Below are 24,586 nucleotides of genomic sequence, written 5' to 3'. Positions count from 1 at the left end.
GCAGGGGGCAGGGCAGGGAGGGAGTCAGGTGGTGGCGAGGACCGCCTTGGCCGAGGTGGTGCGTCGCAGCGTCACGGCGAGCGTGGTGGCCACGAGTGACAGCACGCCCCAGACGACCAGCGCGGCGACGGCCGAACCACTGGCCGAGATGAGCCCTGCGAAGGCCGGGGCCGTCGGAAGTGCCGCACCGATGCCGGCGAGCCAGTCCGGCACGGTCGAGATCAGGCCCGTCGCTACGGCGAGCACTCCCACCAGGGCCGAGATCCAGCGACCGACGCCGCCGAACACCGCGACGAGAGCCTGGTTGACGGCGGCGAACACCACTCCGGCGAGGACCGCTGTGCCCGCGAAGGCCCACCAGGTGCCCGCGTCGTAGCTCGCCACGATCTGCACGATCAACGACACGAGCAGACCCTGACCGGCACCGATCAGCGCCGCCGGAGCGAACGCGCGCAGAGTCAGACCCGCCGAAGACCGTCGAGAGGTGAGCGTGCGAGCGGTGTGGGCGCGCATCACGACGAACGTCGCGAGTCCACCGAACCAGAGCACGACCGCGGCGAGCAGCGGGATCGCGGTGGGGCCGAAGATCGTGTCCACCGACGAGTTCGACGACACCGGGTCGGCGATCACCGAGGCGAGCGACTTCGACTCGGTGTCGCTGAACGAGGGGAGCGAGTCGGATGCCGTGCGCAGCCCGCCCGCGAGGTCGCCCGTGCCGGTCGCCAGCGTGTCGAGTCCGGTCGTGAGCTCGGTCGCGCCGTCGGCTAGAGCGGTCGCGCCGCCGGAGAGCTGGGTCGCACCGGATGCGAGGCTGCGCGCGCCAGAGGCGGATGCCCCGATACCCTGGTCGGCGAGCTGGGTGAGGCCGGAGGACAGCTGCGTGGCGCCAGCGCCGGCCTGGGACATGCTGGACGCCAGAGTGCTGAAGGTGCCAGGGAGGGCTGCGACACCACCGGCGACTTCGTCGTTGGTGAGGATGCCCGATGCCGTGCCGGCGTCTTTCGCGACAGCTCCGGCGTCTGTTGCAAGCGACGAGTACAGATCGCACTGCGCTTGGTCGGTGACCGGAGGTGTGCATGCCTGCTGAGCCAGGCCGCCCAGACGCTGCGCGAGCGCTACCGAGCCGGTCGCTGCCGATTGCGCCGATGCGGAAGCGCCTTGCACGGCCCCGACCAGCTTCTGAACCCCGCCGACGTTCTGCTGCAGCTCCGCACCACCAGCCGCCAGCCCGGACCCGATCTGTCCCGCACCCGCCGCAGCTTCACGGGTCTTGCCCGCGATCGTGTCGAGCCCCGAGGCGAGTGAGGACGCACCCGTGCTGAGCTCACCCGCGCCGGAGGCGAGTTTCGCCGCACCGTCCGGGATCGCCGCGGCTCCGGTGGCGGCGTCGCGTGCTCCGTTCGCGAGCTTGACGGCACCATCTGCGGCCTCGCCGATCTGGTCGCCGATCGTGGTGAAGCCGACCAGGATGTTCTCGGTCGTCGCCTCGGAGAGCATCGTGCCCATGGTCGAAGCGGCGACGTCGGCGATCTGGCCCGTGATGAGGTCGTCGGCGACGAGTCCGTCCTTCGGGGTCGTCACCTCGATGGTGGCCTTCTCCGCCTTCCCTCCGCCGTCGGAGATCGCGGTCCCGGCCGAGGTGGCGGCGGACGAGAAGTCCTCGGGAATCGTGATGACGGCCTGATAAGAGCCGTCGGCGAGTCCGTCAGCGGCGTCGTCCTTGTTCGAGATCACCCACGTGAGGTTCGAATCGAGGTCGTCCGATCCCTCGACGAGGCCCGAGGCGAGCTGACGTCCGAGCGGGGTCATCTGGCCGTCGATGGTCACGGGCTCGTCGAGATTGACGATCGCCGCGGTCATCGAGTCCAGCCGCTCGGTCGGGTTCTGCAGTGCCGCGACCAGGATGCCGCCGACCGCCGCCGGCAGCAGCAGCACGCCGAGGATGGTCAGCCACGTGATGGGCTTGCGGGAGCGCGCGCGCTCGATGGGGAGGGTCATGCGGTCACCTCGGTGGATTCTGCGGCGCTCCGGCGAGGGGCGCGCGTGTCGAGTGTCTGGGCGTCTGGCCATCCGGCCTCGGCGAGAGTCGTCCGTGCCGAGTCGGCATCGGATGCGGTGGTGAAGACCGCGATCGTGCGGGTCGCTGCAGCATCGCGGAGCATCGCCGTCGCCTGGTCGCGCTGCCCGCCGCTCAGCCGGTCGATCCCGTCGATCACGACGATGGATGACTTTCCGCGCAGGGCTTCTGCGAGATCGTCGAGCCCTGTGTCGGCATCGTCGATCAGCACGCAACCGACATGTGCGCGCACCCAGGCGGCGCGGCCGGGGAGGAGGTGCCCCGCAACCCTGAGTCGTCCCTCCGTCGGGGTCAGACGTCCCGCGATCGTCAGAGCCAGTGCGCGGCGGCTGCGGTGGTCGCCACCGGTCGCGAAGAGGGCACCGCCCTCCGGGATCCGCATCGACAGGTTCTCGATCAGCGGCGCATCCGCGCTGATCTCGAGGTCGTCGGCGGCGACGACCGATCCGTCGCCCGGCCACGCGGCCAAGTGGCGTTCCCGTTCGACGGCCTCGCCCTCGACGTCGATGCGGGGGAGGATCTTCTCCAGCCAGCGCGGGAGCTCCCAGGCGCGCTCGCCCAGGATGGCCATGAGGGCGGGGATCAGCGTCATCCGCACCAGGAAGGCATCGAACGCGATGCCGGCGGCGAGGCCGAGTGCGATGGGCTTGAGCGACGAGTCGCCCTCAGGGACGAAGGCCACGAACACCGCGAACATGATGAGTCCTGCCGCCGTGACGACCTTCGCCGAGCCGGTGAAGCCGCTGCGCACGGCGCGGAGGGCAGCGGCCCTGCGGGTGGCGCGGTCGGGACTCTTCGCGTCCTTGTCGTGCACGAAGTCCTCGCGCATGCGGGAGACGAGGAACACCTGGTAGTCCATGGCGAGGCCGAACAGCACGCCCATCAGGATGATCGGCATGAAGCTGATGATCGGTCCCACCTTGGCGACATGCAGCAGATCGGCGAACCAGCCCCACTCGAACACGGCGCCGACCACACCGAAAGCGGCCACGATCGACAACAGATAGCCGATGGCGGCGGTGATCGGCACCCAGAGGGATCGGAACACGATGGTCAGCAGGATGAGCGAGAGGCCGATCACGAAGATGCCGAAGGGCAGCAGCGCGTTGCCGAGCTGGTCGGAGATGTCGATGCCGACGGCCGTGAAGCCGGTGACTTTGAGGTCGATGCCGAACTCGTCGAGCCATTCATCGTGGTGGCTGCGCAGCTCGCGCACGAGGTCGGCGGTCGCGGGGTCGTCGGGCGCGGTCTCCGGCACGATCTGCACGATCCCGGTGTCTGCGGTCTCGTTCGGGGTCGCGAGGGCGACCTCCTTGACGCCGGGGACCTTCGCGACCGCGTCGCCGAGGTCCTCCATCAGCGTCAGCGGATCGGTGGAGGTGACGATCGTGCCCGTCAGGATCATCGGACCGTTGAAGCCGGGGCCGAACTCCTCGCCGACGAGGTCGTAGGTCTGCCGTGCCTCGTTGTCCTTGGGTAGCACGCCGGCGTTCGGCAGAGCGAGGTCGAGGCTGAGCGCGGGGACGGCGACGATCCCGAGTCCGAGCACCACTGCGATCGACACCAGCACGGGGTGCTTCATGACGCCGCCGACCCACCGGGCGCTGCCCTTCACCGGGACGACCGGCTTCGAGGGCACGGAATCGTCCGCCTGACCGGCGGCGGTCTTGTTCGTCTTCGGGGTCCTGACCTTCTTCGGGCGCCCGACGACCCTGCCCTTCATGAAGCCGAGCAGGGCGGGAGTGAGGGTGACGGCGATAGCGACGGCGACGGCCACGGCGGCGGAGGCGGCGATACCCATGGTCGTCAGGAACGGGATGCCGGCGAAGCCGAGGCCGATCAGGGCGATGAGCACGGTGACACCGGCGAACACGACGGCGGATCCGGCGGTGCCGACAGCGCGGGAGGCCGACTCCTCCGGGTCGACGCCGTCGCGCACCTGGTCCTGATGTCTCGCCATGATGAACAGTGCGTAGTCGATACCCACCGCGAGCCCGAGCATGAGAGCCAGCAGCGGGGTGGTGGACGATACGGTGGCGAACGCGGTCGCGGTGAAGATGCCGGCCATCGAGATGCCGACACCGAGGATCGCGGTGAGCAGGGGGAGGCCGGCCACGACGAATGAGCGGAACGTGACGATCAGCACCAGCAGGGCGATGAGCAGTCCGACGGCTTCGGTGAGCGTGACGCCAGGGATCGAGATCGCGAACAGATCTCCGCCGAGCGAGGTCTGGGACCCTGTCGGGAGTTCGGCTCCCAGGTCGCTCACGACCGTGCGCAGCGCATCCTTCGTCTCCTCGGAGACGTCAGTGGATTCGCCGTCGAACTGCACGCGCACGATGGCGGCGGTGTCGTCGTCGTTGATCATGCCCTTGACCATCTCGTCGTACGGCGAGGTGGCAGCGAGCACGCCGTCGAGGTCGCCGAGCTCATCGACCGCGCCCTCGATGTCGTCCTGGTACTCGGCGTCCGTGATCTTGTCGCCGTCGGCGGCGACCACGATGAACTGCGCATTGGTGCCGCTCACCTGCGGGAACGAGCGCGAGAGCTGCTCGAGCCCCGCCTGCGACTCGGTACCGGGGATGGAGAACGTGTTGTCGGTTCCCGCTCCCAGCACGAGTGCTCCGGCGCCGGCGATGCCGAGTGCAAGCAGCCAGGACACGAGGACTCGCCACGGGTGCCGGAACGACCAGCGTCCGAGCGAGGACAGGAGTGTGGACACGCGTTCCTCCGAGGGGTGCGGGGTGGATACACAGGTGTATCCAATACATAGATGTATCGTAAGGTGACCCGCCCGGCCAAGCCTGTGTGCGGGGTGTGAATCATGCGAGAGTGAAGGGCTAGGAGGTTTCGATGTCGACACCCGCAACCCGCAGCCGCGAGAACACGCGCGCTCGCCTGCTGGAAGCCGCGGCGCAGGTCTTCGCCGAGGTCGGGCTCGATGGAGCGTCGGTCGAGGCGGTGTGCGAACGCGCCGGATTCACGCGCGGCGCGTTCTACTCGAACTTCGAGTCCAAGGATGAGCTGTTCCTCATGCTCGCCGCCAGCGTCTCCGAGGTGCGCGTGAACGCCGTGCGCACCCGTGTGGAGGAGCTGACGGCCGCCGGTGCCCTGGTGGAAGGCTGCGATCCGATCGAGCTCGTGCAGCAGATCATGGAGCTCGGCGGCGACGACAGGCTCGGCGTCATGCTGCTCAGCGAGATCCGTATCCGTGCGCTGCGCGACGCGAAGTTCGGCGAGGCGTACCTCGCGCAGGAGCGGGAGATGGTCGCCAGCATCGCCCAGATCGTCGACGACATCGTCGCGGCCGGTCTGCTGCGTCTGCGACTGCCCCCGGTGGTCGCCGCCCGCATGCTCATGATCATCTGGGAGGGCATGACCGTGCGCGGGGCGATGGCCGGACAGGACGATGCCCAGCTCCGGCACTCCGGTGGCGAAGAACTCGGGCGCCTGGTGCAGCTGCTCATCGAGTCGTAGGCCGGGCTTTGGTTCCGCGGATTCAGCCCGGCGTGGACAGCTCGCCGTAACAGCGGGCGAGCCGGGCGAGCCACCATTCGCGACGCTCGTCGGGCGCCGCCAGCCGGCTGAGCGACTCCGCGTCCGGCGTCACGCGGCCGACGGGGATCGAGCCGTCGACCGGGCGAAGATCTGCCACGTCGTCCAGGAACAGGGAAGCCGTTCCGAGCCCGCAGTCGTAGTCGAGCGTCGGGAGCGCGGCGGCGAGGGCGGCACCCTGGGACAGGCCGATGGCCGTGTCCAGCGCGCTCGAGACCACGACGGGAAGGCCGGCGGCGGTGACGATCTGCAGGGCGTGCGTGATCCCGCCGAGGGGCTGCGCCTTGATCACGAGCAGGTCGGCGGCTCCGGCGCGGGCGACCGCGAGGGGGTCGGACGACTTGCGGACGCTCTCGTCGGCGGCGACGGGGATGCCCATGTACTTCACGCGTCTTCGGAGCTCCGCCAGTTCGGGAACCGTCGCGCACGGCTGCTCCACGTACTCGAGGTCGCACTCGCCGAGGGCGTGCACCGCGTGCTCGGCCTCGTCGACGTTCCAGGCGCCGTTCGCGTCGATGCGGATGCGGCCCTCCGGACCCATCGTCTCCCGCGCCGCCCGGACTCTCGCGACATCGTCGGCGAGCGTCTGCCCTGGTTCGGCGACCTTCACCTTGGCCGTGCGGCAGCCGGCGAAGCGCGCCAGCAGCTCGGGCACCAGTGACGCCTCGATGGCCGGAACCGTGGCGTTGACGCCGATGCGATCCCGCAGCGTGGTCGGCTGACGATTCCAGGCGAAGTCGATCGCGGCAGCCAGCCAGGTCGCCGCCTCCACGTCGTCGTACTCCACGAACGGGGAGAACTCCGCCCAGCCTTCCGGCCCCTCGAAGAGCAGTGCCTCCCGTGTGTCGACGCCACGGAAGCGGCTGTGCATGGGGAGGGCGACGACCCTGGCCGAGTCGAGCAGGTCTGCGAGCGGCGGGATCATGTGCCCATTCTGCTCCGAGTCGCCCTGCGGGCGTGGCCCGTGGAGGGGTGAGTCTCATTTCGGTGTGCGGTTGACGATAGTGTGCGACACACAGTAATGTGACGGGCATGAACGAAACGCTCGACATCCACCTGCAGGAACTGCGGCGCGGCACCGTGGTGCTCGCCTGCCTGCAGCTGCTGCGCTCGCCGGGATACGGCTACGCGCTGTTGGAGATGCTCGAGCAGCGCGGTTTCGCCACCGATGCGAACACCCTGTACCCGCTGCTGCGCCGTCTGGAGAAGCAGGAGTACCTCACGAGCGAGTGGAACACCGACGAGGCGCGTCCCCGCAAGTTCTACCGGACCTCGGAAGCCGGCGTCCGCCTCGCCGACGCCCTCACCGACGAATGGCGGTCGCTCACGGCGGCGATCGCGTCCCTCACCTCAGAGGAGAACTGACATGACCACCACTCTCACCGAACGCTACGTCAGCGCCACGATCCGCAGTCTGCCGCCGGAAGCGCAGGCGGATGTCCGTGCCGAGCTCGAAGCCTCCATCGCCGACGCGGTCGAGGCGCGCGTGGAGCAGGGAGAAGCGCCCGAGGATGCCGAACGCGCGGTACTCACCGAGCTCGGCGATCCCGGCGCTCTCGCGGCAGGCTATGCCGACCGCCCCCTGTACCTGATCGGGCCCCGTTACTACCTCACCTGGTGGCGTCTGCTGATCCTGCTGCTCAAGTTCGTCCCTGTCAGCGTTTTCGCCGCCGTCGCGCTGGGCCTGACGATCTCCGCGGCCCCGATCGGGGAGATCATGTCCACGTCGCTCCTCGCGACCGGCGGCACGATTCTCCACCTGTGCTTCTGGACCACCCTGGTCTTCGTGATCCTGGAGCGAGCCGGTACCGACACCGGGGTGAGATGGGATGTCGATCAGCTTCCCGAGCCGACCGACGACGGGGTGGGCCGCAGCGAGCTGATCGCCTCGCTGGTGTTCCTCGGCATCAGTGTCGGAGCGCTGTTCTGGGACCGCTTCCGCGGTTTCGTCCAGGTGGACGGTGAGGCGCTGCCGATCCTGAACCCCCAGCTGTGGCCGTGGGGGATCGGCGTTCTATTCGTGCTGATCGCGGCGGAGGTCGTGTTCGCCTTGGTGCTCCACCGGCGGCGGCGATGGAGCATCGGTCTCGCCGTGGCGAACACGGTGCTGGCCCTGGCCTTCCTCGCCTGGGTCGTGATCCTGCTGCTGACGGATCAGGTCGTGAACCCCGAGTTCCTCGCACAGATCGCGACGGCCGGTGGCGAGGGTTTCGCCGCCGGTCAGGCGGAATCGGCCGACGAAGGCGGGGTGTTCAGGATCCTCGCCGTGCTGCTCGGATTCGGCGTCGCGATCGGGGTCGGGTGGGACATCGTCGACGGCTGGCTCAAGACCGCCCGCGCGAACAGACGACCGGAGCAACAGGAATAGGGTGGATGCCGTGACCGATGCCTTCGTCTCCGACCTGTTCGACCCGGCCGAATGGGTGCTCGCGCCCGGCGCCGAGGACTACACCGACATCACCGCGCATGTCTCGCGGGACGGCGGAGTCGCGCGCATCGCCTTCAACCGGCCGGAGGTGCGCAACGCCTTCCGTCCGCACACGGTCGACGAGCTCTACCGTGCCCTCGACATCGCCCGACAGGATGCGCGCATCGGTGCGGTGCTGCTCACGGGAAACGGACCGAGCCCGAAGGACGGCGGCTGGGCGTTCTGCTCCGGTGGCGACCAGCGCATCCGCGGTCGCGATGGATACAAGTACTCCGACGCCGAGACGGCGATCGTCGACGGGGCGAGCCGCGCGGCGGTCGGTCGACTCCACATCCTCGAGGTGCAGCGGCTCATCCGCTTCATGCCGAAGGTCGTCATCGCGGTGGTGCCGGGGTGGGCGGCCGGCGGCGGCCACTCCCTGCATGTGGTGTGCGACCTCACGATCGCCTCGGCGGAAGAGGCGCGTTTCAAGCAGACGGATGCGGACGTCGGCAGCTTCGACGCCGGATACGGCTCTGCATACATGGCGCGTCAGACCGGACAGAAGTTCGCCAGAGAGGTGTTCTTCCTGGCGGAGGAGTACTCCGCACAGCGCGCGTACGAGGCCGGTGCGGTCAACCGCGTCGTGCCGCACGTCGACCTCGAACGCGAGGCGCTGAAGATGGCGCGCACCGTGTTGACCAAGTCCCCGACCGCCATCCGGATGCTGAAGTTCGCCTTCAACGCGGTCGATGACGGTCTCGTCGGCCAGCAGGTCTTCGCCGGCGAGGCCACTCGCCTCGCCTACGGCACCGACGAGGCCGTCGAGGGGCGCGACTCCTTCCTCGAGAAGCGCGACCCCGACTGGTCGTCCTTCCCCTGGCACTACTGAGTCCGCCGGTCCCACAGAGTCGGAGACACGCATGACCGCCCTGATCCCCACAGATGCCGAAGACCCGCTTCTGCTGCGGGAGGCCCTGCAGCGGGCGCTCGACGGCGGCCCCGCTCTGGGGCTGGGGATGGTGGCCGATGCCCCGGAGAACGTGGCGGACGGACTCGCGGCGGTGATCGCGACGTCGGGATCGAGCGGCATCCCGAAGCGCGTCGCCCTGAGCGGTGAGGCGCTGAGGGCGAGCGCAGAGGCGACGGCGGCACGGATCGGCAGCGGCCGCTGGCTGCTCGCACTGCCCGCCGGCTACGTCGCCGGGCTCCAGGTGCTCGTGCGGTCGATCCTCGCGGGTACGCAGCCCACACGGATCGAGGGGCGATTCTCGCCGCAGGTCTTCGCCGAGGCGACGTACGAGATGATGCGGCCGTCGTCGAGCACGGGGATGCCCGACCTGTACACCTCGCTCGTGCCCGCCCAGGTCTCGACGCTGCTCGACGCCGCGGACGAGACGTCGGTCCGTGCGGCCTTGACGGCGTATCGTGCGATCCTCGTGGGCGGCCAGTCTCTTCCCGAGCCGCTGCGCCAGCGAGCAGCCGACCTCGGGGTGCGACTGGTGCGCACGTACGGTTCGACCGAGACCAGCGGGGGATGCGTCTACGACGGCGTACCGCTCGACACGGTCGGCGTCCGCACGGTGGACGGAGAGCTGCGCATCGCCGGGCCCATGCTCGCCGAAGGATACCTGGGAGATGCGGCACTGACCGCGCGCACCTTCGTGCGTGATGAGCACGGCATCCGCTGGTACCGCACCGGCGACCTCGGCCTCGTCGAAGACGGCACCGTGCGCGTGCACGGCCGGGCCGACAACGTGATCGTCTCCGGCGGCATCAACATCTCCCTCGACCGTGTGGAGCGGGTCGTCCGCCGCGTCCCCGGTCTCCACGAGGCCGTGGTGGTCGGCGTGGAGGATGAGCGGTGGGGCGAGGCATCCGTGATCGTGGCGGCGCGGGGAGAGGTGCTCCGGCGCAGCGAGTCCGAGCAGCTCGCGCACGCCCGGGACGCGGTCGAGGAAGAGCTCGGCAAGCATGCCAGGCCCGCACGGTTGATCGTGGTCGACGAGATCGCCGTGCTGTCCTCGGGCAAGCCCGACCGCGAGTCCCTCCGACGGATGGTCGCCGAGCTGCGCTGAGGCGTGCCACGACCGGTCTCGAAGCGCTCTGCCAGACTGACCCCATGGCCTCGTACACGCATGGACACCACGAAACCGTCCTCCGCTCGCACAACGTCCGCGACATCGCGAACTCCGCCGAGTACCTCCGTCCGCACCTCGGGGCCAGCACACGACTTCTCGACGTGGGCGCAGGTCCTGGGAGCATCACGGTCGACTTCGCCGGCATCGTGGCGCACGTGACAGCGACGGAGATCGACGAGAACGCCCTGTCCCTCTCGGAGCGGCTCGCCGCCGATCGCGGCCTCACGAACCTGTCGTTCTCCGTCGAAGACGTGCACGCGCTGAGCTTTCCCGACGAATCCTTCGACGTCGTGCACGCGCACCAGGTGCTCCAGCACGTCGGCGACCCCGTGCAGGCTCTGCGCGAGATGCGCCGCGTCACGGTTCCGGGCGGTGTCGTCGCCGCACGCGATGCCGACTACGCGGGCTTCGTGTGGTTCCCCGTACTGCCGGAGCTCGACCGGTGGCTCGCGCTGTATCGCGCCGCGGCCAGGGCCAACGGCGGAGAGCCGGATGCGGGACGACGGCTGTTGGCCTGGGCACGCGCTGCGGGCTTCACCGACATCTCGGCGACGGCGTCGACCTGGTGCTACGCGTCTCCGGAAGAGCGGGCTTGGTGGGGCGGCATGTGGGCCGACCGCATCCTCGAATCCGCGCTCGCACGGCAGCTCGTCGACAGCGACATGGCGACGCCCGCTGATCTACAGGAGATCAGCGACGCCTGGAAGCGCTGGGCCGATGACGGCGACGGCTGGTACCTGGTGCCGCACGGCGAGATCGTCGCACGCGCCTGACCCGGCACGGATACATCCCTCGACGGATGCCCACGCGCAGACGCTCGCGTAGCGTGGGGGAGTGATCCGCCCGCTCTCCCGCACCGCGCTGATCCTCGACATCGTCGGGGCGGCGTTGCTCTTCCTCGTGCTCGCACCGATGTCGCTGGTGTTCTACGGGCCCGTCACGGACAACCCGGCCGTCGGCGGCGCGGCGATCGTGATCCTCGTCTTCGCGAGCGTGCTCATGTCCGGCGCCGTCGCCATCGGACGGCTCGCGCCCGGATGGGCGTTGGCCGCTGCCTGGGCCGGCGCCGTGCTGCAGATGATCGCCGGTTTCGGGCCGCTGCCGATCGACGTCGCGATCCTGCTGGTGCTGTACGCGACCTCCGCCTGGGGGACGCGCCGGGTGCTCTGGTGGGGATTCGGTTCAGCGCTCTTCGGCGGTCTCGTGGCCGCCGTGTTCATGGTGATCGTCAACGGTGTGGCGTTCGGAACCGGCGACGGATGGCAGAAGATCACCACGGGGACGCTGCTCCTCGTGCTCTCGGTCATGGCGCTCGGCTTCGCCTGGGTGTGCGGCCTGCTGTGGCGTGTCGTGCTGCGCGCGCGCCGAACGAGGTCGGCCCAGCTGCAGGCCGAGTCCCTCGCCGCCGAGGAGCAGGAACGGGTGCGCATCGCGCGCGACATGCATGACGTCGTCGCGCATTCGCTGGCCGTGGTGATCGCCCAGGCGGACGGTGCCAGGTACGCGGCCGCGGTGCAGCCCGAAGTGGCGACCGAGGCTCTCGGCACCATCGCCCAGACCGCGCGCGGAGCTCTGAGCGACGTACGGATGCTGCTCACGCAGTTGCGGCATCGACAGGGCGACGGTCCGCAGCCGACGCTCGCCGACCTCGAGGCGCTGTTCGCGCAGGTGCGGCAGGCCGGGATCGAGCCGCGCGTCACCGTGGATCCGATGCCGCCGGGGGAGCCGCCCGCCGCGATCCAGCTCGCCGTGTACCGCATCCTCCAGGAGGCGCTCACGAACGCGATCCGCCACGGAGACGGCGCGGTCGACGTGCACATCGCCTGGCTTCCCGACCGCGTCGACGTCGATGTGCGGAACACGGTCGCGAGCGAGGCGACCTCCGTCCCCGGCGGACACGGGCTCATCGGCATGCGTGAGCGTGCGCAGCTCGTCGGCGGTAGTCTGCAAGCCGAGCGCAGAGGGGCACAGTTCGTCGTCCACGCCACGCTCCCGATCGGAGTCTCCGAATGATCAGAGTCGTGCTCGTCGACGACCAGGCGCTCTTCCGTGCCGGAATTCGGATGCTCATCGCGTCACAGCCCGACCTCGAGGTGGTCGGCGAAGCCGGCAACGGCCAGGAGGCGATCGACGTCGTCCGCACGACCCGCCCCGACGTGGTGATGATGGACATCCGGATGCCGGTGATGGACGGGCTCACGGCGACTGCGGAGATCCTGGCCCGCCCTGATGCCCCGCGCGTCGTCATGCTCACCACGTTCGATCTGGATGAGGCAGCGGCGAGGGCGATCCGGCAGGGCGCGAGCGGATTCCTCCTCAAGGACGCCGACCCCGAGTTCCTGCTCGCGGCGATCCGCACGGTGCACTCCGGGTCGAGCGTGATCGCTGCTTCGGCGACCCGCGATCTCTTCGAGCACTTCGCCGAGGCTCCCAAACCCGTTCCGCCGCAGTATGCCGACCTGACGGACCGGGAGAGGGAGATCTTCGCGCTCGCGGCCCGAGGGCTGTCGAATGCCGAGATCGCGAGCCGGGAGTACCTGAGCGAGGCGACGGTGAAGACGCACATCAGCAGGATCCTCAGCAAGCTGGCGCTGCGCGACCGGGTGCAGCTCGTGGTGTTCGCCTTCGAGCACGGCCTCGCCTGACGCAGACATCCCCTGACGCACGTCTCGCCTGACGCACGTCTGGCCTGACGCACGCCTGGGTGTGACGGGATCATCCTTGCGATGTATGCCGATGCGCCCCGCGGGCGATGACCAGCCACGGGCGGCGGAAATAGCGTCGGAGACATGGAGATCACGACCACCGACCTGGGGCTCGCCGCCCGCGTCCAGCACCTGAAGAAGACCTACGGCTCCGGCGAGGGCACCGTCCACGCACTGGACGACGTCAGCGTGGGCATCCGCCGCGGGCAGTTCACCGCCATCATGGGGCCTTCGGGTTCCGGCAAGTCGACCCTGATGCACATCATGGCGGGACTCGACAGCCCGACCGAGGGACGCGCGTGGATCGGCGACACCGAGATCACCGGCCTGGGCGACATCGACCTCACCATCCTGCGGCGTCGCCGGGTCGGCTTCATCTTCCAGGCCTTCAACCTCGTCCCGACGCTCGACACCCTCGGCAACATCATGCTCCCGTTCGAGCTCGACGGTCGCCGTCCGAGTGCGATCGAGCGCGCGCGCATCGACGGGCTCGTCGAGACGCTCGGCCTGGGCTCGCGGCTCTCCCACCGTCCGCACCAGTTGTCCGGCGGTCAGCAGCAGCGTGTCGCCATCGCCCGCGCCCTCGCCACGGCACCCGACCTCGTGTTCGCCGATGAGCCCACCGGCAACCTCGACTCGAAGACCGGCCGTGAGGTGCTGCGCCTGCTCGCCACCGCGAGCCGCGAGCACGGGCAGTCGATCGCGATGGTCACGCACGACGCGATCGCCGCCAGCCACGCCGACCGCGTGCTCTACCTCGGCGACGGACGCATCGTCGCCGACCACCCCCGTCAGACCGCTGAGGAGATCTCGGCCTACATGCTCGCCGCGGAGGTGGCCGCATGAGCGCCGTCGCCACGGTCGTCCCCGAGACTCGGGCGACCGGACCCCGACTCGCGTGGTTGCGCGACCGCGGGATGGGGGCCAGCATCCTGGTCGCGGCACTGTCCGCGGCGTTCGGCGTGCTCCTCGTGGAGATCACCGCCTACATCGGCGCCGTGCTGCAGAACGATCCGTTCATCGGCGACAGCGAGACTCTCGCCTTCGTCGTCGCCCTGCTCTCCGTCCTGTTGACCGTCGTCGCGATGTACGTCGCGGCCATCGTCACCGCCAACACCTTCTCGACGATCATCGCCGGTCGTACGCGGCAGATCGCGCTCATGCGCCTGATCGGTGCGACCGCGCGCTCCCAGCGCGCCGAGGTCGGCAGGCAGGGACTCGTCGTCGGACTCCTCGGAGCGGCGATCGGTCTGCTGGTCGGGATCGGGCTCGCGGCCGTCGGAGTGCAGATCGGCGGGCAGCTGATCACCAATGCCCCGTCCGATTTCTCCCTCGCTCAGCCCTTCGTGGCGCTTCCGGCGATCGGCGTGGCCCTCACGACATGGGCGGCGGCCTGGGCCGGTTCCCGACGCGTGCTCGCGGTGACCCCGCTGCAGTCGCTGGGCGGTTCGGTCGAGCGCACCCTCGACGAGGTCTCCGGCAAGCCGGGCCGGCACATCGGCGCCTGGGTGCTGCTCATCGCCGGTGCGCTGCTCCTGGTCGGCGGGATTCTGGTGGGGCTCATGACGCCGCTCGGCGTCGTCGTGGCGTTCGTCGGCGGTGTGCTCTCGTTCACCGGCCTCGCTCTCGGATCCGTGCTGTTCATGCCGCCCGTGCTGCGTCTGGTCGGCCGGATGTTCGGGTCGAGCGCCACCGCTCGCCTCGCCGCCGAGAACGCGCTGCGCTACCCCGAGCGTTCGTCGCGGATGGCGATCGGCGTGGTGATGGGTGTGACCCTGGTGACGATGTTCGCCGTGGCCCTGGAATCGGCCAAGGCGCTGATGATGAGCCAGTCGACGGGAGAGGTCCCTCCGGAGTTCTTCGCCCCGATGGACGCTTTCGCGGCGGTGATGATGGTGCTGGTCGCCGTCTCCGCGGTGATCGCCGCTGTCGGCCTCGTGAACCTCCTCACGATCGGAGTGGTGCAGCGACGCAGGGAGCTCGGACTGCTGCGATCGATCGGTCTGTCGAATCGCCAGGTGCGACGGATGGTGCTGCTCGAAGCCACGCACATCACGGTCGCGGCGACTCTGACGGGCCTCGTGCTCGGGGTCGTGTACGGCTGGATCGCCGCGCAGTCGCTGCTCGGTTCGGTGCCGACGTTGCCGGACTTCACGCCGGCGGGGCTCGTCGCGCCCCAGATCCCGTGGGTTCCCGTGGTCATCATCGTCGTCGCGACGGCGGTGCTCACGCTGGTGGCGGCCGCGACGCCGACGCGACTGGCGACCAGGGTGGCCCCGGTCGAGGCTCTCGCAGCCGACTGACGCCTCTAGGCTGGTCGGGTGCCGTCGCCGTTCGATCAGTCCACGTATCAGGTCCGCCTCGACTGGGGGACAGCAGGTCTCGACCGGCTCGCCGGCGCCGACGTCGTCGTGGTCGTCGATGTGCTGAGGTTCTCCTCGATCGTCGTCGACGCCGTCGCGTCCGGCGCCGAGGTCGGTGTGGCCGAGGCGGAGACCTGGTCGCGCAACGGCGCGGCGGTCGCGGTCGCGGCCTCCCGCGGATCGACGGTGCTCGTGGGAAGCATCCGCAACGCCGGCGCCGTCGCTCGCGCGGTGCAGACCATCCAGGAGCGTCGGCAGGCACGCACCTCCGTCGCCGTCATCGCGGCCGGCGAGCTCGACGAGAACGATCTTCTCCGGTTCGCCGTGGAAGACCAGCTCGGTGCGGGCGCGGTCATCGCCGCGCTCTCGGCTCGGGGCATCGATCACACGGCCCCGGACGCCGCGGTCGCCGCCGAGGGGTTCCACGCACTCCGCGCCGCCGTGCGGCATATGGTCGGGGCGAGCGGTTCCGGGCGGGAGATCGCGGGCGGCGTCGCGGCGACGGCCCGCATCGAAGCAGCAGGACTGACACCCACCACGGTCGCCGACGCGGCGGTGCTCGACGCGGTCGACGTCGTCCCCGTGCTGCGTGATGGGGTGTTCACCCGCTTCGAGTGATGTCGCCTGGCCCGTCCGGCGCGATCCTGCCGGCACGCAGATGTGTGCCGGATGCCGCGGGGCAGGCGCCGGTGTGGGCGAGGACACGTAGGGTCGTGTCATGAGGTACCTTCCCGCTGTCGTCGTCGACGTCGTGCTCGTGCTGATCTTCGCGGCGATCGGTCGCGCCTCCCATGACGAGAACCCCGCAGGGTTCCTCCTCACGGCATGGCCGTTCCTGATCGCCCTCCTGGTGGGGCACGCCCTCGCGGCCCTGTTGCCTGGTCGACCCCGCCGCCCCTGGTCATTGCTGTGGGGCGCGGTGGTCTGGATCGTGACGGTCGCCGGTGGCATGCTCATCCGCGTGCTGAGCGGTGATACGGCGGAGGTGCCCTTCATCATCGTCGCGACGCTCGTGCTGGGGGTGTTCCTGGTCGGCTGGCGCGCGATCGCGGCGCTGGTGCGTCGTCGGCGCAGCTCGGCGGAGAGCATCGACGGATCCGCACCGGTCGAGACGGAGGGCGTCGACGACTCCGACAGGTGAGTCGCGGTCAGCGCGGGAGCTGCGCGGCGAGCCGCACGTCGCTCGTGATCTCACGTCGGGTCCAGGCGAACAGGTGCCGGGAGTCGAATGTGCGCGAGCAGCGTGCACACGACGTCGGCCTCGTGGGCCGGCGGTGCCGGTACGTGACGTGCCCGGCGGGGCAGCTGCCCACCCAGGGCGCGAGCTCCACCGCCGTCTCGCCGTGATGGGTGGTGCCGCCGACGTAGCCGAGGTCGCGGGCGACGCGCTTCCAGATCGGTCCGTGGGCGGCTTCGTGGCCGGCGAGGGCGTGCGCGACCTCATGCAGCAGCACCTGGTGGATGTCGTCATCGTCGAAGCGCGCGGCGAGGTAGCGAGACACGGTGATCCGCTTCTTCGTGTAGTCGCACTGACCGGCCCGACGCTTGGCATTGTCGAAGCCGAACGACCAGCTGTCGTCGAGATGCAGCGTGATCAGTGCCTCGCCCCAGACGCGCACACGGTCAAGTTCCGCCATGCGATCAGGCTAAGCCATGCCGGTGACATCGCGGCCGCGCCGGGCCTCAGCCGGGGATGAGCTGCGGCGGGCGCCGACGCTCGACCGCTTCGATCGCCAGGAGCGCGGTCTCGAGCTCGCTGTCTTCGGCCCCGGACTCGCGACGCAGGAACAGCGACTGCTTGAAGCTCTCGCGCGCGGTCTCGTAGTCGCCGGCGTCGTAGGCGTTCTTGCCATGGTGCTGGTACGCGAAGGCCGCGATCGACAGCCACCGCTGGCCCTCGGCCTCGGCGGCGCAGGTCGCGAGCTCCTGTTCCGCTGCGGCGTGCGCACCCCGATACTGCAGGATCGTCGCATGCAGCACTCGTGCGCGAAGCACGTCCTTGCGAGTCCCCGCCATGCGCGCCTGGCGCACCGTCTCGTCCGCCAGCGCGAGCGCCTCATCGAGGCGGTCGAGCACCTTCAGCAGCCACACGCGCTCCAGCAGAGCGGGCAGGCTGCGCTGCGAATCGATCTCCGCGAGACGGGCCTCGCACTCATCGAGATCGACCTTTTCGCGGAGGGTCTCCTGGTCGTATCCCCGGATGAAACTCATTGCTCTCCTTCCGCAGCGTCCCCACCCAGTCTGCCTTCCGTGCGCGGGGTCCACTCGACGGCGCGCCCTGGTCTGCCGCATCCTGATTTCGACACGCCGCCATCGCTTTCCGGGGGCGCCGTCCGAGCCGCTCGCGCGCGGGGAGCGGGCGGTGCGTCAGCGCAGGAACAGCGAGGCGTCCGGCCGCGGTGAGGCGACGGCGTCGGCATCTGTCACGATCCGCGCCCCCTGGATGAAGGCGTCGACTTCGGCGCCCTGAGCGATCTTGGCGGGATGGGGGCCCGCGGCCAGGATGCGCGGCAGCCACTCCGTCGGCAGGGGAGCGGCGGAGGCGGCGATGACGAGATTCCCGAAGCGCCGGCCCTTGAGCACCTGGGTGTCGGCCAGGATGCCGACCTCCGGAAGCACGTCCGCGATCGTCGCGGCCTGGCGGCGGGCGAAAGCGAGTCCCGGCCCGTCGGCGACGTTGACGAGGAGCACCCCGCCCGGGGCCAACAGCTCTGCGAGTTCCCGGTAGAACTCGACGCTGGTGAGATGCGCGGGTGTCTGCGCACCCGAGTAGACATCGGAGACGACGAGGTCGCAGCTCGCGCGGAGCGCGCTCGGCAGCTTGGCGACTCCTTCGCGGGCATCGCCGATCCTGATCCGGATCGGCGCTCCCTTCGGCAACGGGAGGTGTTCGCGCACCAGCTGCGCGAGCGGAGCCTCGAGCTCGATCACCTGTTGACGTGAGCCGGGCCGCGTCGCGTCGATGTAGCGCGGTACGGTCAGCGCGCCGGCCCCGAGGTGCACGGCGGTCAGGGGGCCGGGGGCGAGCTGATCGATGACCGCGCCCATGCGGACGATGTACTCGAAGTGCAGGTGCGTCGGGTCGTCGAGGTCGACATGGGACTGCGGGGTGCCGTCGACGATGAGCTCGAAGCCGCTCGTGAACTCCGAGGGCACGATGCCGGCGATGCCGCCGTGGTCCAGCCGGACCTGGGGATGCTCGATGTCGCGCGATCTCGTCCGGCCCATGGGCACGAGCCTACGCGCTGCTCAGCGTCTCAGCGGCTCAGCGCTGCTTGCCGTTCGCACACGTCTCCTGATCGACCGTCTGACCGGAGATCGCCGAGTCGAGCGTCGCACGGGGAGACGGCGCGTCCGTGGCAGGAGCATCCGTCGCCGGCGGATCCGTCACCGGAGCCTCGCCTTCCGTGCCCGGCGCAGGTTCGACGAGTTCGACGCCCCCGTTGTTGCTGACGTCGCCGGTGAGCTGCACGGGCTGACCCGCTTTCAGAGCGTCCCAGATGGTCGCGGCGGCCTGCTCGTTCGGGATCACGCGGTCGGAGTCGTCGGGGTCGGCGAAGACCGGGTACTGGAGGAACACGAACTCGGAGAACGGCACGTCCTTGATCGACAGGGCCAGCTGGGCGAGCCGGATGGGGTTTCCCAGCTCGACGCTCGGATCGATGTTGTCCACGATGGTGTCGGCGAGCCCCAGCACCTTGCCGGGGTCGGACAGCACCTCGTCGCTCATGATCTTCTTCACGAGGCGGGACATGTACTGCTGCTGGTTCGACACGCGCGCCATGTCGCTCTCATCGCCGACGCCGTGCCGCGTGCGGATGAATTGCAGGGCCTCGTAGCCCGACACGGTGCGCAGACCCGGCTCCCAGTCGAGCGCGGTGTGCCGGTCGCGGATGCCGTCGCCGCCGATGCACACCTCGACGCCGCCGATCGCGTCGGTCACCTCCATCACGCCGTCGAAGTCGATCTTGGCGGCGAAGGGGATCTCGATCCCGGTGAGCTCGGTGACGGTCTTCGCGACGCAAGACATCCCGGCGTTCTGATAGATCGAGTTGATCTGCGTCTTGCGGGTCTCCGAGGCGATCGATCCGTCTTCTCTGGTGCACTCCGGCGTCGGGATCATGAGGTCGCGGGGAAGCGAGACGACGGTGACGTTGCGCGGCTCCGCCGAGACGTGGACCAGGAGGTTCACGTCGTTGAGGATCCTACCGTCGGCCTTCGAGCAGCGCTCGCCCAGCAGACCCGTCGACACGGCACCGCATTCGTCGGTGCCGAGGACGAGGATGCTGAACTCCCCGGGGTAGGCGCTGATGGACGGCGGCTCCACCTCGGGGGCATCCTCCAACGCGACGGCGCCCTCGTTGAAGCGGTTGAAGTAGTCGGTGACGACGAACGCGGCGACCGCGATCGCGGCGACGAGGATGACACCGACGGAGATCCCGGCGATCTTCAGGAATCCTCTGGCGGGCTTCTGAGCGGGGCGTGTCGCGTGGCGAGCGACCGTCGAGCGGTCGTTGTCAGGAGTGCGGCGAGCCATCCGGGGAGCCTACCGGGGGAACCTGATGTTACGGCCACATGACGATTGTGAGAGGAACTTGCAGGTAATTAGTTAGTCGTGGATACTTTTTCCTAACCCCCGGTGAGTACCCGATGCTTGCCAGGACTTTTCAAAGAGGAGATCCCCGCAATGCACAAGCGCATTCTCTCGGCTGTGGCGCTCGGCGCCGTGGCCACGCTCGCCCTCGCCGGTTGCGCCGGCGGCAGCGACACCGGCTCCACCGACGGCAAGGGCCAGGAGCTCACCGTCTGGATCATGAAGGGCACCAACCCCGACGCCTCCGCCTTCTACGACAAGGTGTCCGACGCCTTCGAGAAGGAGACCGGCGCGACGGTCAAGATCGAGGAGATCCAGTGGGCCGACGCCCACGACCGCTTCGTGACCTCCATCGCCGGTGGCACGACCCCCGACATCGCCGAGACCGGCACCACCTGGACCGCGGAGTTCGCCGACGCCGGCGCGCTCGAGCCGCTCGATGAGTACGTCGACGCCGAGAAGGGCCTCCGCGACGACCTCGTCGAGGGCCTCGAAGTCGCCGGCACCTACGACGGCGAGCTGTACGGCATGCCGTGGTACGCGGGCGTCCGCTCGCTGGTCTACCGCGCCGACGTGTTCGAGGAGCTCGGTCTCGAGGCTCCGAAGACGTGGGACGACATCGTCGCCGCGGGTGACGCCATCAAGGCGGCCAAGCCCGACATGCTCCCCTTCCCGGTTCCCGGTGACGCCGAGTTCCAGGTCTACCCCTGGGTCTGGGGCGCCGGCGGCGAGATCGCCACGAAGGACGGCAAGACCTGGACCAGCGAGCTCGACAGCAAGGAGTCGCAGGCGGGCATCGAGTTCTACACGGGCCTCGCCACCGAGCACGGCTTCTCCTCCGCAGGTGCCACCACCTGGAAGGAGACCGACCTCCGTGACGCGTTCACGCAGGGCAACGTCGCCATGATGCTCTCGGGCTCGTGGACGCCGAAGTCGCTCATCGAGGCGAACCCCGACCTCGAGGGCAAGATCGGCGCAGCCGTCATCCCGGGTGAGGACGGCGGTATCGCTCCGTCCGTGCTCGGCGGATCACACCTCTCCGTGTTCAACACGACCAAGAACGCCGACCTCGCGTGGGAGTTCGTCAAGCTCATGACCACCGGCGAGTTCGCCGAGCAGTGGTCGAACGAGACCGGCTACTTCCCGGGCGTCCAGTCCGCGATGGAAGAGGCGCTGGCCTCGACCGACCCGCTGGTCGCACCGTTCGCCGAGCAGATGGTCGACGGTGGCGCATCCGTCCCGGTCACCCCGAACTTCGGCGCCGTGCAGGCGAAGAAGACGACCAACTCCATGATCCAGGCCATCCTCAGCGGGCAGAAGGACGTCGCGACCGCGACGAAGGACGCCGCCGCCGAGATGACCGAACTCCTCAACCAGAAGTAAGGAAGCATTCCTTCCATGTCGATGGTGCAAGCGCCACTGCCGGCCACGGAAGCGGAGTCCCCCTCCGCTCCCGTGGCCGGCGGCCGGAAGCGACGCGGTCTCTCGATCGTCGCGGCCCGCCCCTGGCTCCTTCTCGCGCCCGGGCTGGCCATCCTCGCGGTGCTCATGCTCTGGCCGCTCATCCAGGTGTTCATCTACTCGCTGCAGGACTACGGTCTGCGCGAGATCAACACCGGGGAGAACAACTGGATCGGTCTCGACAACTACGTCGAGGCGCTCACCAACCCGACTCTCTGGACGGTGGTGCTGCCGAACACCGTCGGGTTCGCCGCCGTGGCCGTGTTCGTCACGGTCGCCGTCGGCACGCTCGTGGCGCTGCTGCTCGCGCGGCTGGGCACCACCTGGCGCGTCATCGTCTCCAGCTGCATCATGGTCGCGTGGGCGATGCCCGCGGTGACCGGCACGTATGTCTGGACCTTCATCTTCGATGCCGACCGCGGCATCTTCAACACCGTCCTGCGCGACCTCGGCCTGATGGACGATCCCGTGAACTGGTTCACGAACCAGTGGTCGTTCTACGCCATCGTGCTCCTCAACGTCGTGCACCACGGCTTCCCGTTCGTCGCCATCACGGTGCTCGCCGGCCTGCTGGGCGTCTCGAAGGAGATGCTCGAAGCCGCAGCGCTCGACGGCGCGGGCGCCTGGCGCCGGTTCTGGAAGATCATCTTCCCCACGCTCAAGCCCGTGTTCTCGGTCGTGATCATCCTCTCCACCATCTGGGACTTCAAGGTCTTCGCGCAGGTGTACCTCATGCCCGGTGGTGGCGGTGGCAACCGTCAGGTGCTGAACCTCGGCGTCTGGTCGTACGTGGAGTCCTTCGGCCAGAACCGGTACGGCTTCGGTGCGGCTCTCGCCGTGCTGCTCACGCTGGTGCTGATCGGCATCACGATCGTCTACATCCGCTCCCTCATGAAGGAGGACGAGCTGTGAACCCGCGCCCGAGGCTCCGCTCCCGCATCGGAATCGGAATCGCGGTCGCCGCGGTCCTGATCTTCACGCTGTTCCCCGTCTACTGGATGGTCTCCAGCGCGTTCGACGGCAAGGCCTCCAGCGGTGGGCAGTCGCTGCTCCCGCAGGAGTTCACGTGGGACAACTTCGCCTTCGTGCTCACCGACGGTGGCTTCGGCACATACCTGCGCAACTCGGCGATCGTGGCCCTCGTCACGGTGCTCGTGAGCGCTCTGGTGTGCCTGCTCGCCGCGGTCGCGGTCGCGCGCTTCAAGTTCAAGTTCCGCACCACGATCCTGATGATGATCCTGATCGTGCAGATGGTGCCGCTCGAAGCGCTCGTCATCCCGCTGTTCCTGCAGGTCAAGAGCCTCGGTCTGCTCAACAGCATCCTCGGCCTGATGGTCGTCTACGTCGCGCTCTCCCTCGCCTTCGGCATCTGGATGCTCCGCGGCTTCGTCGCCGCCGTTCCCGTCGAGCTCGAAGAGGCCGCCTACATCGACGGTGCGAGCTGGTGGCGGATGTTCCGCTCGGTGCTGCTGCCGCTGGTCATGCCGGGCCTCGTCGCCACGAGCATCTTCAGCTTCATCACCGCATGGAACGAGTTCATCTTCGCGATGACCATCCTGGGTGCGCAGACCGACCAGTACACGGTCTCGATCGGTCTGAAGTCGTTCTTCGGCCTGCACTCCAACGACTGGGGCAGCATCATGGCCGCGTCGACCATCATCACGGTGCCCGTCATGATCTTCTTCGTGCTGGTGCAGCGCAAGCTCGCCTCCGGCATGGTGGCAGGAGCGGTGAAGGGATGACCGACGAACTCGAACGTCTCGCGAACGGCGTGCTGTGGCCGGGCTTCTTCGGCACCGAGGCGCCCGCGTGGCTGCGCGACGAACTGCGTGAAGGGCTGGCCGGAGTCGTGTACTTCGGGCAGAACGTCGGAGAGGGCCTGCCTGCGCTGAGCGCCCAGATCCTCGACGCGAACCCGAATGCCCTGATCGGCATCGACGAGGAGGGCGGCAGCGTCACCCGGCTCGAGTCCGCCACCGGGTCGACGGTTCCCGGTGCCGCGCAGCTCGGCCTGCTCGACGATCTCGTCGCCTCGGAGGAGACCGGAGCGGAGTTGGCACGTCGTGTGCGTGCGGTCGGCGCCAACGTCGTGCTCGGTCCGGTCGCCGACGTGAACACCGACCCCCGCAACCCGGTCATCGGCGTTCGCGCGTTCGGTGACGACGAGGCGCTCGTCGCCCGGCACGTGGTCGCGACGATCGACGGCATCCAGGACGGCGCGGTCGCGGCGTGCGTGAAGCACTTCCCGGGTCACGGCGACACCCACATGGACTCGCACCACTCGCTTCCCGAGATTACGCTCGACCTCGAGGAGTTCGAGCGTGTGCATCTGGAGCCGTTCCGCGCGGCGATCGATGCGGGCGTCGATGCCGTCATGACCGCCCACATCGTGGTCCCGGCTTGGGGCGAGCAGCCGGCCACCCTCAATCCGCGTGTGCTCGGCATGCTGCGCGACTGGGGCTACGACGGCGTCATCATCACCGATGCTCTCGACATGGCGGCCATCCGCGAGACGGTCGGACTCGGCGGGGGAGCGGCCATGGCCCTCGCCGCCGGAGCCGACCTCCTTTGCATCGGAAACCCGACCAACCCGGGCGATGCGGCTCTGCCCGACCAGGACGAGCAGGACTTCCGCGCGGCGAGAGACGGGATCGTCGCGGCTCTCCGCGACGGCTCGCTCCCGCGTGAGCGCGTCGAGGAGGCAGCAGCCAGGGTCGCTGCGCTCGCGACCAAGCTCCGCTCCGCCGCGGCCGCGGCAGAAGCCACGCAGGAGCCCACAGGCGACTTCGACGCCGCCGGGATCCTGCGCCGAATGGTGACGATCTCCGGAGGTACTCCCGAGGTGTCGACGGAGCTCGCGGTCATCGATGCGCGTCGCCGATCGACACTGGCGGTCGACAGCGCGGGTTCGTACGTCGCGAGTGCGCTCGCGGAGGAGGGCCTGCGCGTGCGTCTCGACGTGGCGTCCGCGCCGCTGTCCGAGCAGGACCGGGTGCTCGACGAGATGGCGGCCGCGGCGGCCACAGCCTCCGCGACGACCGTGCTCCTGATCGACCGGCCGGACACCGACGCCGCGCAGCGGGCACTCGTCGAACGCGCTGCCGTGCGCGATCCGCACGCTGTGGTCGTCAACGTGGGGCTTCCGACGGCGCAGCCGTTGCCCCTGCCGACCGTGGAGGTCGCCGCAGCCAGTAGGCTCGGTGCCCAGACGGCGCGTGAAGCACTCCTCGGACGCTTCACGGCGCAGCAGAGGATGACCAGCGCCGGCTGAGACAGGACCCTC

General features: G+C 69.2%; 23 protein-coding genes. 16 read left to right on the top strand and 7 right to left on the bottom strand.

Translation table 11 applies throughout. The features are described from left to right. Positions 1-24: 24 nt before the first annotated feature. The gene (locus AX744_RS12425) at positions 25-1,998 is read right to left on the bottom strand and encodes a YhgE/Pip domain-containing protein (protein WP_061017182.1); all 1,974 of its coding nucleotides are present in this window, start codon (positions 1,996-1,998) and stop codon (positions 25-27) included. Next, positions 1,995-4,799 (bottom strand): MMPL family transporter, encoded by a 2,805-nt coding sequence (locus AX744_RS12420; protein WP_061017180.1) that lies wholly within the window; start codon positions 4,797-4,799, stop codon positions 1,995-1,997. Before AX744_RS12420 ends, AX744_RS12425 begins: the two co-directional genes overlap by 4 nt. Before the next feature lie 131 nt (positions 4,800-4,930). Here AX744_RS12420 and AX744_RS12415 point away from each other — a divergent pair, with 131 nt between their 5' ends. After that, positions 4,931-5,554 carry a TetR/AcrR family transcriptional regulator gene (locus AX744_RS12415; protein WP_061017178.1) on the top strand — a complete coding sequence of 208 codons (624 nt, stop codon included), beginning with the start codon at positions 4,931-4,933 and terminating at the stop codon, positions 5,552-5,554. A 22-nt stretch (positions 5,555-5,576) separates the two neighbouring features. On the opposite strand, the gene AX744_RS12410 is transcribed toward AX744_RS12415, so the two are convergent. Then, positions 5,577-6,557: an o-succinylbenzoate synthase gene (locus AX744_RS12410; RefSeq protein ID WP_061017176.1), complete on the bottom strand. Its 981-nt coding sequence runs from the start codon at positions 6,555-6,557 to the stop codon at positions 5,577-5,579. A gap of 107 nt (positions 6,558-6,664) precedes the next feature. Between AX744_RS12410 and AX744_RS12405 the strand changes: the two genes are divergently transcribed. The 11 genes from AX744_RS12405 to AX744_RS12355 all read left to right on the top strand — a co-directional run bounded on the left by AX744_RS12405 (position 6,665) and on the right by AX744_RS12355 (position 16,389). Next, entirely contained in the window at positions 6,665-6,997 is a 333-nt protein-coding gene (locus AX744_RS12405) for a PadR family transcriptional regulator (protein WP_046747325.1), read from the top strand. A 1-nt stretch (position 6,998) separates the two neighbouring features. Next, positions 6,999-8,000 (top strand): permease prefix domain 1-containing protein, encoded by a 1,002-nt coding sequence (locus AX744_RS12400; RefSeq protein ID WP_061017174.1) that lies wholly within the window; start codon positions 6,999-7,001, stop codon positions 7,998-8,000. A 10-nt stretch (positions 8,001-8,010) separates the two neighbouring features. Further along, positions 8,011-8,931: a 1,4-dihydroxy-2-naphthoyl-CoA synthase gene (locus AX744_RS12395; protein ID WP_046747434.1), complete on the top strand. Its 921-nt coding sequence runs from the start codon at positions 8,011-8,013 to the stop codon at positions 8,929-8,931. A gap of 31 nt (positions 8,932-8,962) precedes the next feature. Next, a complete protein-coding gene (locus tag AX744_RS12390; protein WP_082738516.1) occupies positions 8,963-10,117 on the top strand; it encodes an AMP-binding protein in 1,155 nt (384 codons plus the stop codon). Between the two features lie 44 nt (positions 10,118-10,161). Further along, the gene (locus AX744_RS12385) at positions 10,162-10,953 is read left to right on the top strand and encodes a class I SAM-dependent methyltransferase (RefSeq protein WP_046747327.1); all 792 of its coding nucleotides are present in this window, start codon (positions 10,162-10,164) and stop codon (positions 10,951-10,953) included. A 61-nt stretch (positions 10,954-11,014) separates the two neighbouring features. Continuing rightward, positions 11,015-12,193, top strand: a complete 1,179-nt coding sequence (locus AX744_RS12380; protein WP_058630478.1) for a sensor histidine kinase — start codon at positions 11,015-11,017, stop codon at positions 12,191-12,193. After that, positions 12,190-12,825, top strand: a complete 636-nt coding sequence (locus AX744_RS12375) for a response regulator (RefSeq protein ID WP_061017172.1) — start codon at positions 12,190-12,192, stop codon at positions 12,823-12,825. The genes AX744_RS12380 and AX744_RS12375 overlap by 4 nt, the downstream gene beginning before the upstream one ends. Before the next feature lie 144 nt (positions 12,826-12,969). Beyond that, the gene (locus tag AX744_RS12370) at positions 12,970-13,731 is read left to right on the top strand and encodes an ABC transporter ATP-binding protein (RefSeq protein ID WP_046747330.1); all 762 of its coding nucleotides are present in this window, start codon (positions 12,970-12,972) and stop codon (positions 13,729-13,731) included. Then, entirely contained in the window at positions 13,728-15,188 is a 1,461-nt protein-coding gene (locus AX744_RS12365) for an ABC transporter permease (RefSeq protein ID WP_061017170.1), read from the top strand. The genes AX744_RS12370 and AX744_RS12365 overlap by 4 nt, the downstream gene beginning before the upstream one ends. A gap of 18 nt (positions 15,189-15,206) precedes the next feature. Beyond that, positions 15,207-15,866 (top strand): 2-phosphosulfolactate phosphatase, encoded by a 660-nt coding sequence (locus tag AX744_RS12360; protein ID WP_058630481.1) that lies wholly within the window; start codon positions 15,207-15,209, stop codon positions 15,864-15,866. A 100-nt stretch (positions 15,867-15,966) separates the two neighbouring features. Next, positions 15,967-16,389, top strand: a complete 423-nt coding sequence (locus tag AX744_RS12355; RefSeq protein ID WP_046747333.1) for a DUF3054 domain-containing protein — start codon at positions 15,967-15,969, stop codon at positions 16,387-16,389. A gap of 7 nt (positions 16,390-16,396) precedes the next feature. Here AX744_RS12355 and AX744_RS12350 read toward each other — a convergent pair whose 3' ends face one another. The 4 genes from AX744_RS12350 to AX744_RS12335 form a co-directional block, all read right to left on the bottom strand. Continuing rightward, positions 16,397-16,885 (bottom strand): SprT-like domain-containing protein, encoded by a 489-nt coding sequence (locus AX744_RS12350; protein ID WP_061017169.1) that lies wholly within the window; start codon positions 16,883-16,885, stop codon positions 16,397-16,399. A gap of 46 nt (positions 16,886-16,931) precedes the next feature. Next, positions 16,932-17,459, bottom strand: coding sequence for a hypothetical protein (locus AX744_RS12345; RefSeq protein WP_046747335.1), 528 nt, complete (start codon positions 17,457-17,459; stop codon positions 16,932-16,934). Positions 17,460-17,615: 156 nt separating this feature from the next. Continuing rightward, the gene (locus tag AX744_RS12340) at positions 17,616-18,476 is read right to left on the bottom strand and encodes a spermidine synthase (RefSeq protein WP_061017167.1); all 861 of its coding nucleotides are present in this window, start codon (positions 18,474-18,476) and stop codon (positions 17,616-17,618) included. 37 nt (positions 18,477-18,513) lie between these two features. Further along, on the bottom strand, positions 18,514-19,785 hold the full coding sequence (locus AX744_RS12335; RefSeq protein WP_061017165.1) for an LCP family protein: 1,272 nt from the start codon (positions 19,783-19,785) through the stop codon (positions 18,514-18,516). Between the two features lie 150 nt (positions 19,786-19,935). Between AX744_RS12335 and AX744_RS12330 the strand changes: the two genes are divergently transcribed. The 4 genes from AX744_RS12330 to AX744_RS12315 are packed head-to-tail and all read left to right on the top strand — an operon-like array spanning position 19,936 to position 24,574. Next, positions 19,936-21,225, top strand: a complete 1,290-nt coding sequence (locus AX744_RS12330; protein WP_061017163.1) for a sugar ABC transporter substrate-binding protein — start codon at positions 19,936-19,938, stop codon at positions 21,223-21,225. Positions 21,226-21,240: 15 nt separating this feature from the next. Next, entirely contained in the window at positions 21,241-22,215 is a 975-nt protein-coding gene (locus tag AX744_RS12325; protein ID WP_058630487.1) for a carbohydrate ABC transporter permease, read from the top strand. Next, positions 22,212-23,045 carry a carbohydrate ABC transporter permease gene (locus tag AX744_RS12320; RefSeq protein ID WP_017828171.1) on the top strand — a complete coding sequence of 278 codons (834 nt, stop codon included), beginning with the start codon at positions 22,212-22,214 and terminating at the stop codon, positions 23,043-23,045. Before AX744_RS12325 ends, AX744_RS12320 begins: the two co-directional genes overlap by 4 nt. After that, on the top strand, positions 23,042-24,574 hold the full coding sequence (locus AX744_RS12315) for a glycoside hydrolase family 3 N-terminal domain-containing protein (RefSeq protein ID WP_061017161.1): 1,533 nt from the start codon (positions 23,042-23,044) through the stop codon (positions 24,572-24,574). The genes AX744_RS12320 and AX744_RS12315 overlap by 4 nt, the downstream gene beginning before the upstream one ends. The last annotated feature ends 12 nt before the right edge of the window (positions 24,575-24,586 follow it).

The sequence above is a fragment of the Microbacterium sp. CCH5-D1 genome, assembly GCF_001557335.1.
Lineage (GTDB): Bacteria > Actinomycetota > Actinomycetes > Actinomycetales > Microbacteriaceae > Microbacterium > Microbacterium oxydans.
This window is presented reverse-complemented; position numbering and strand designations above follow the sequence as displayed.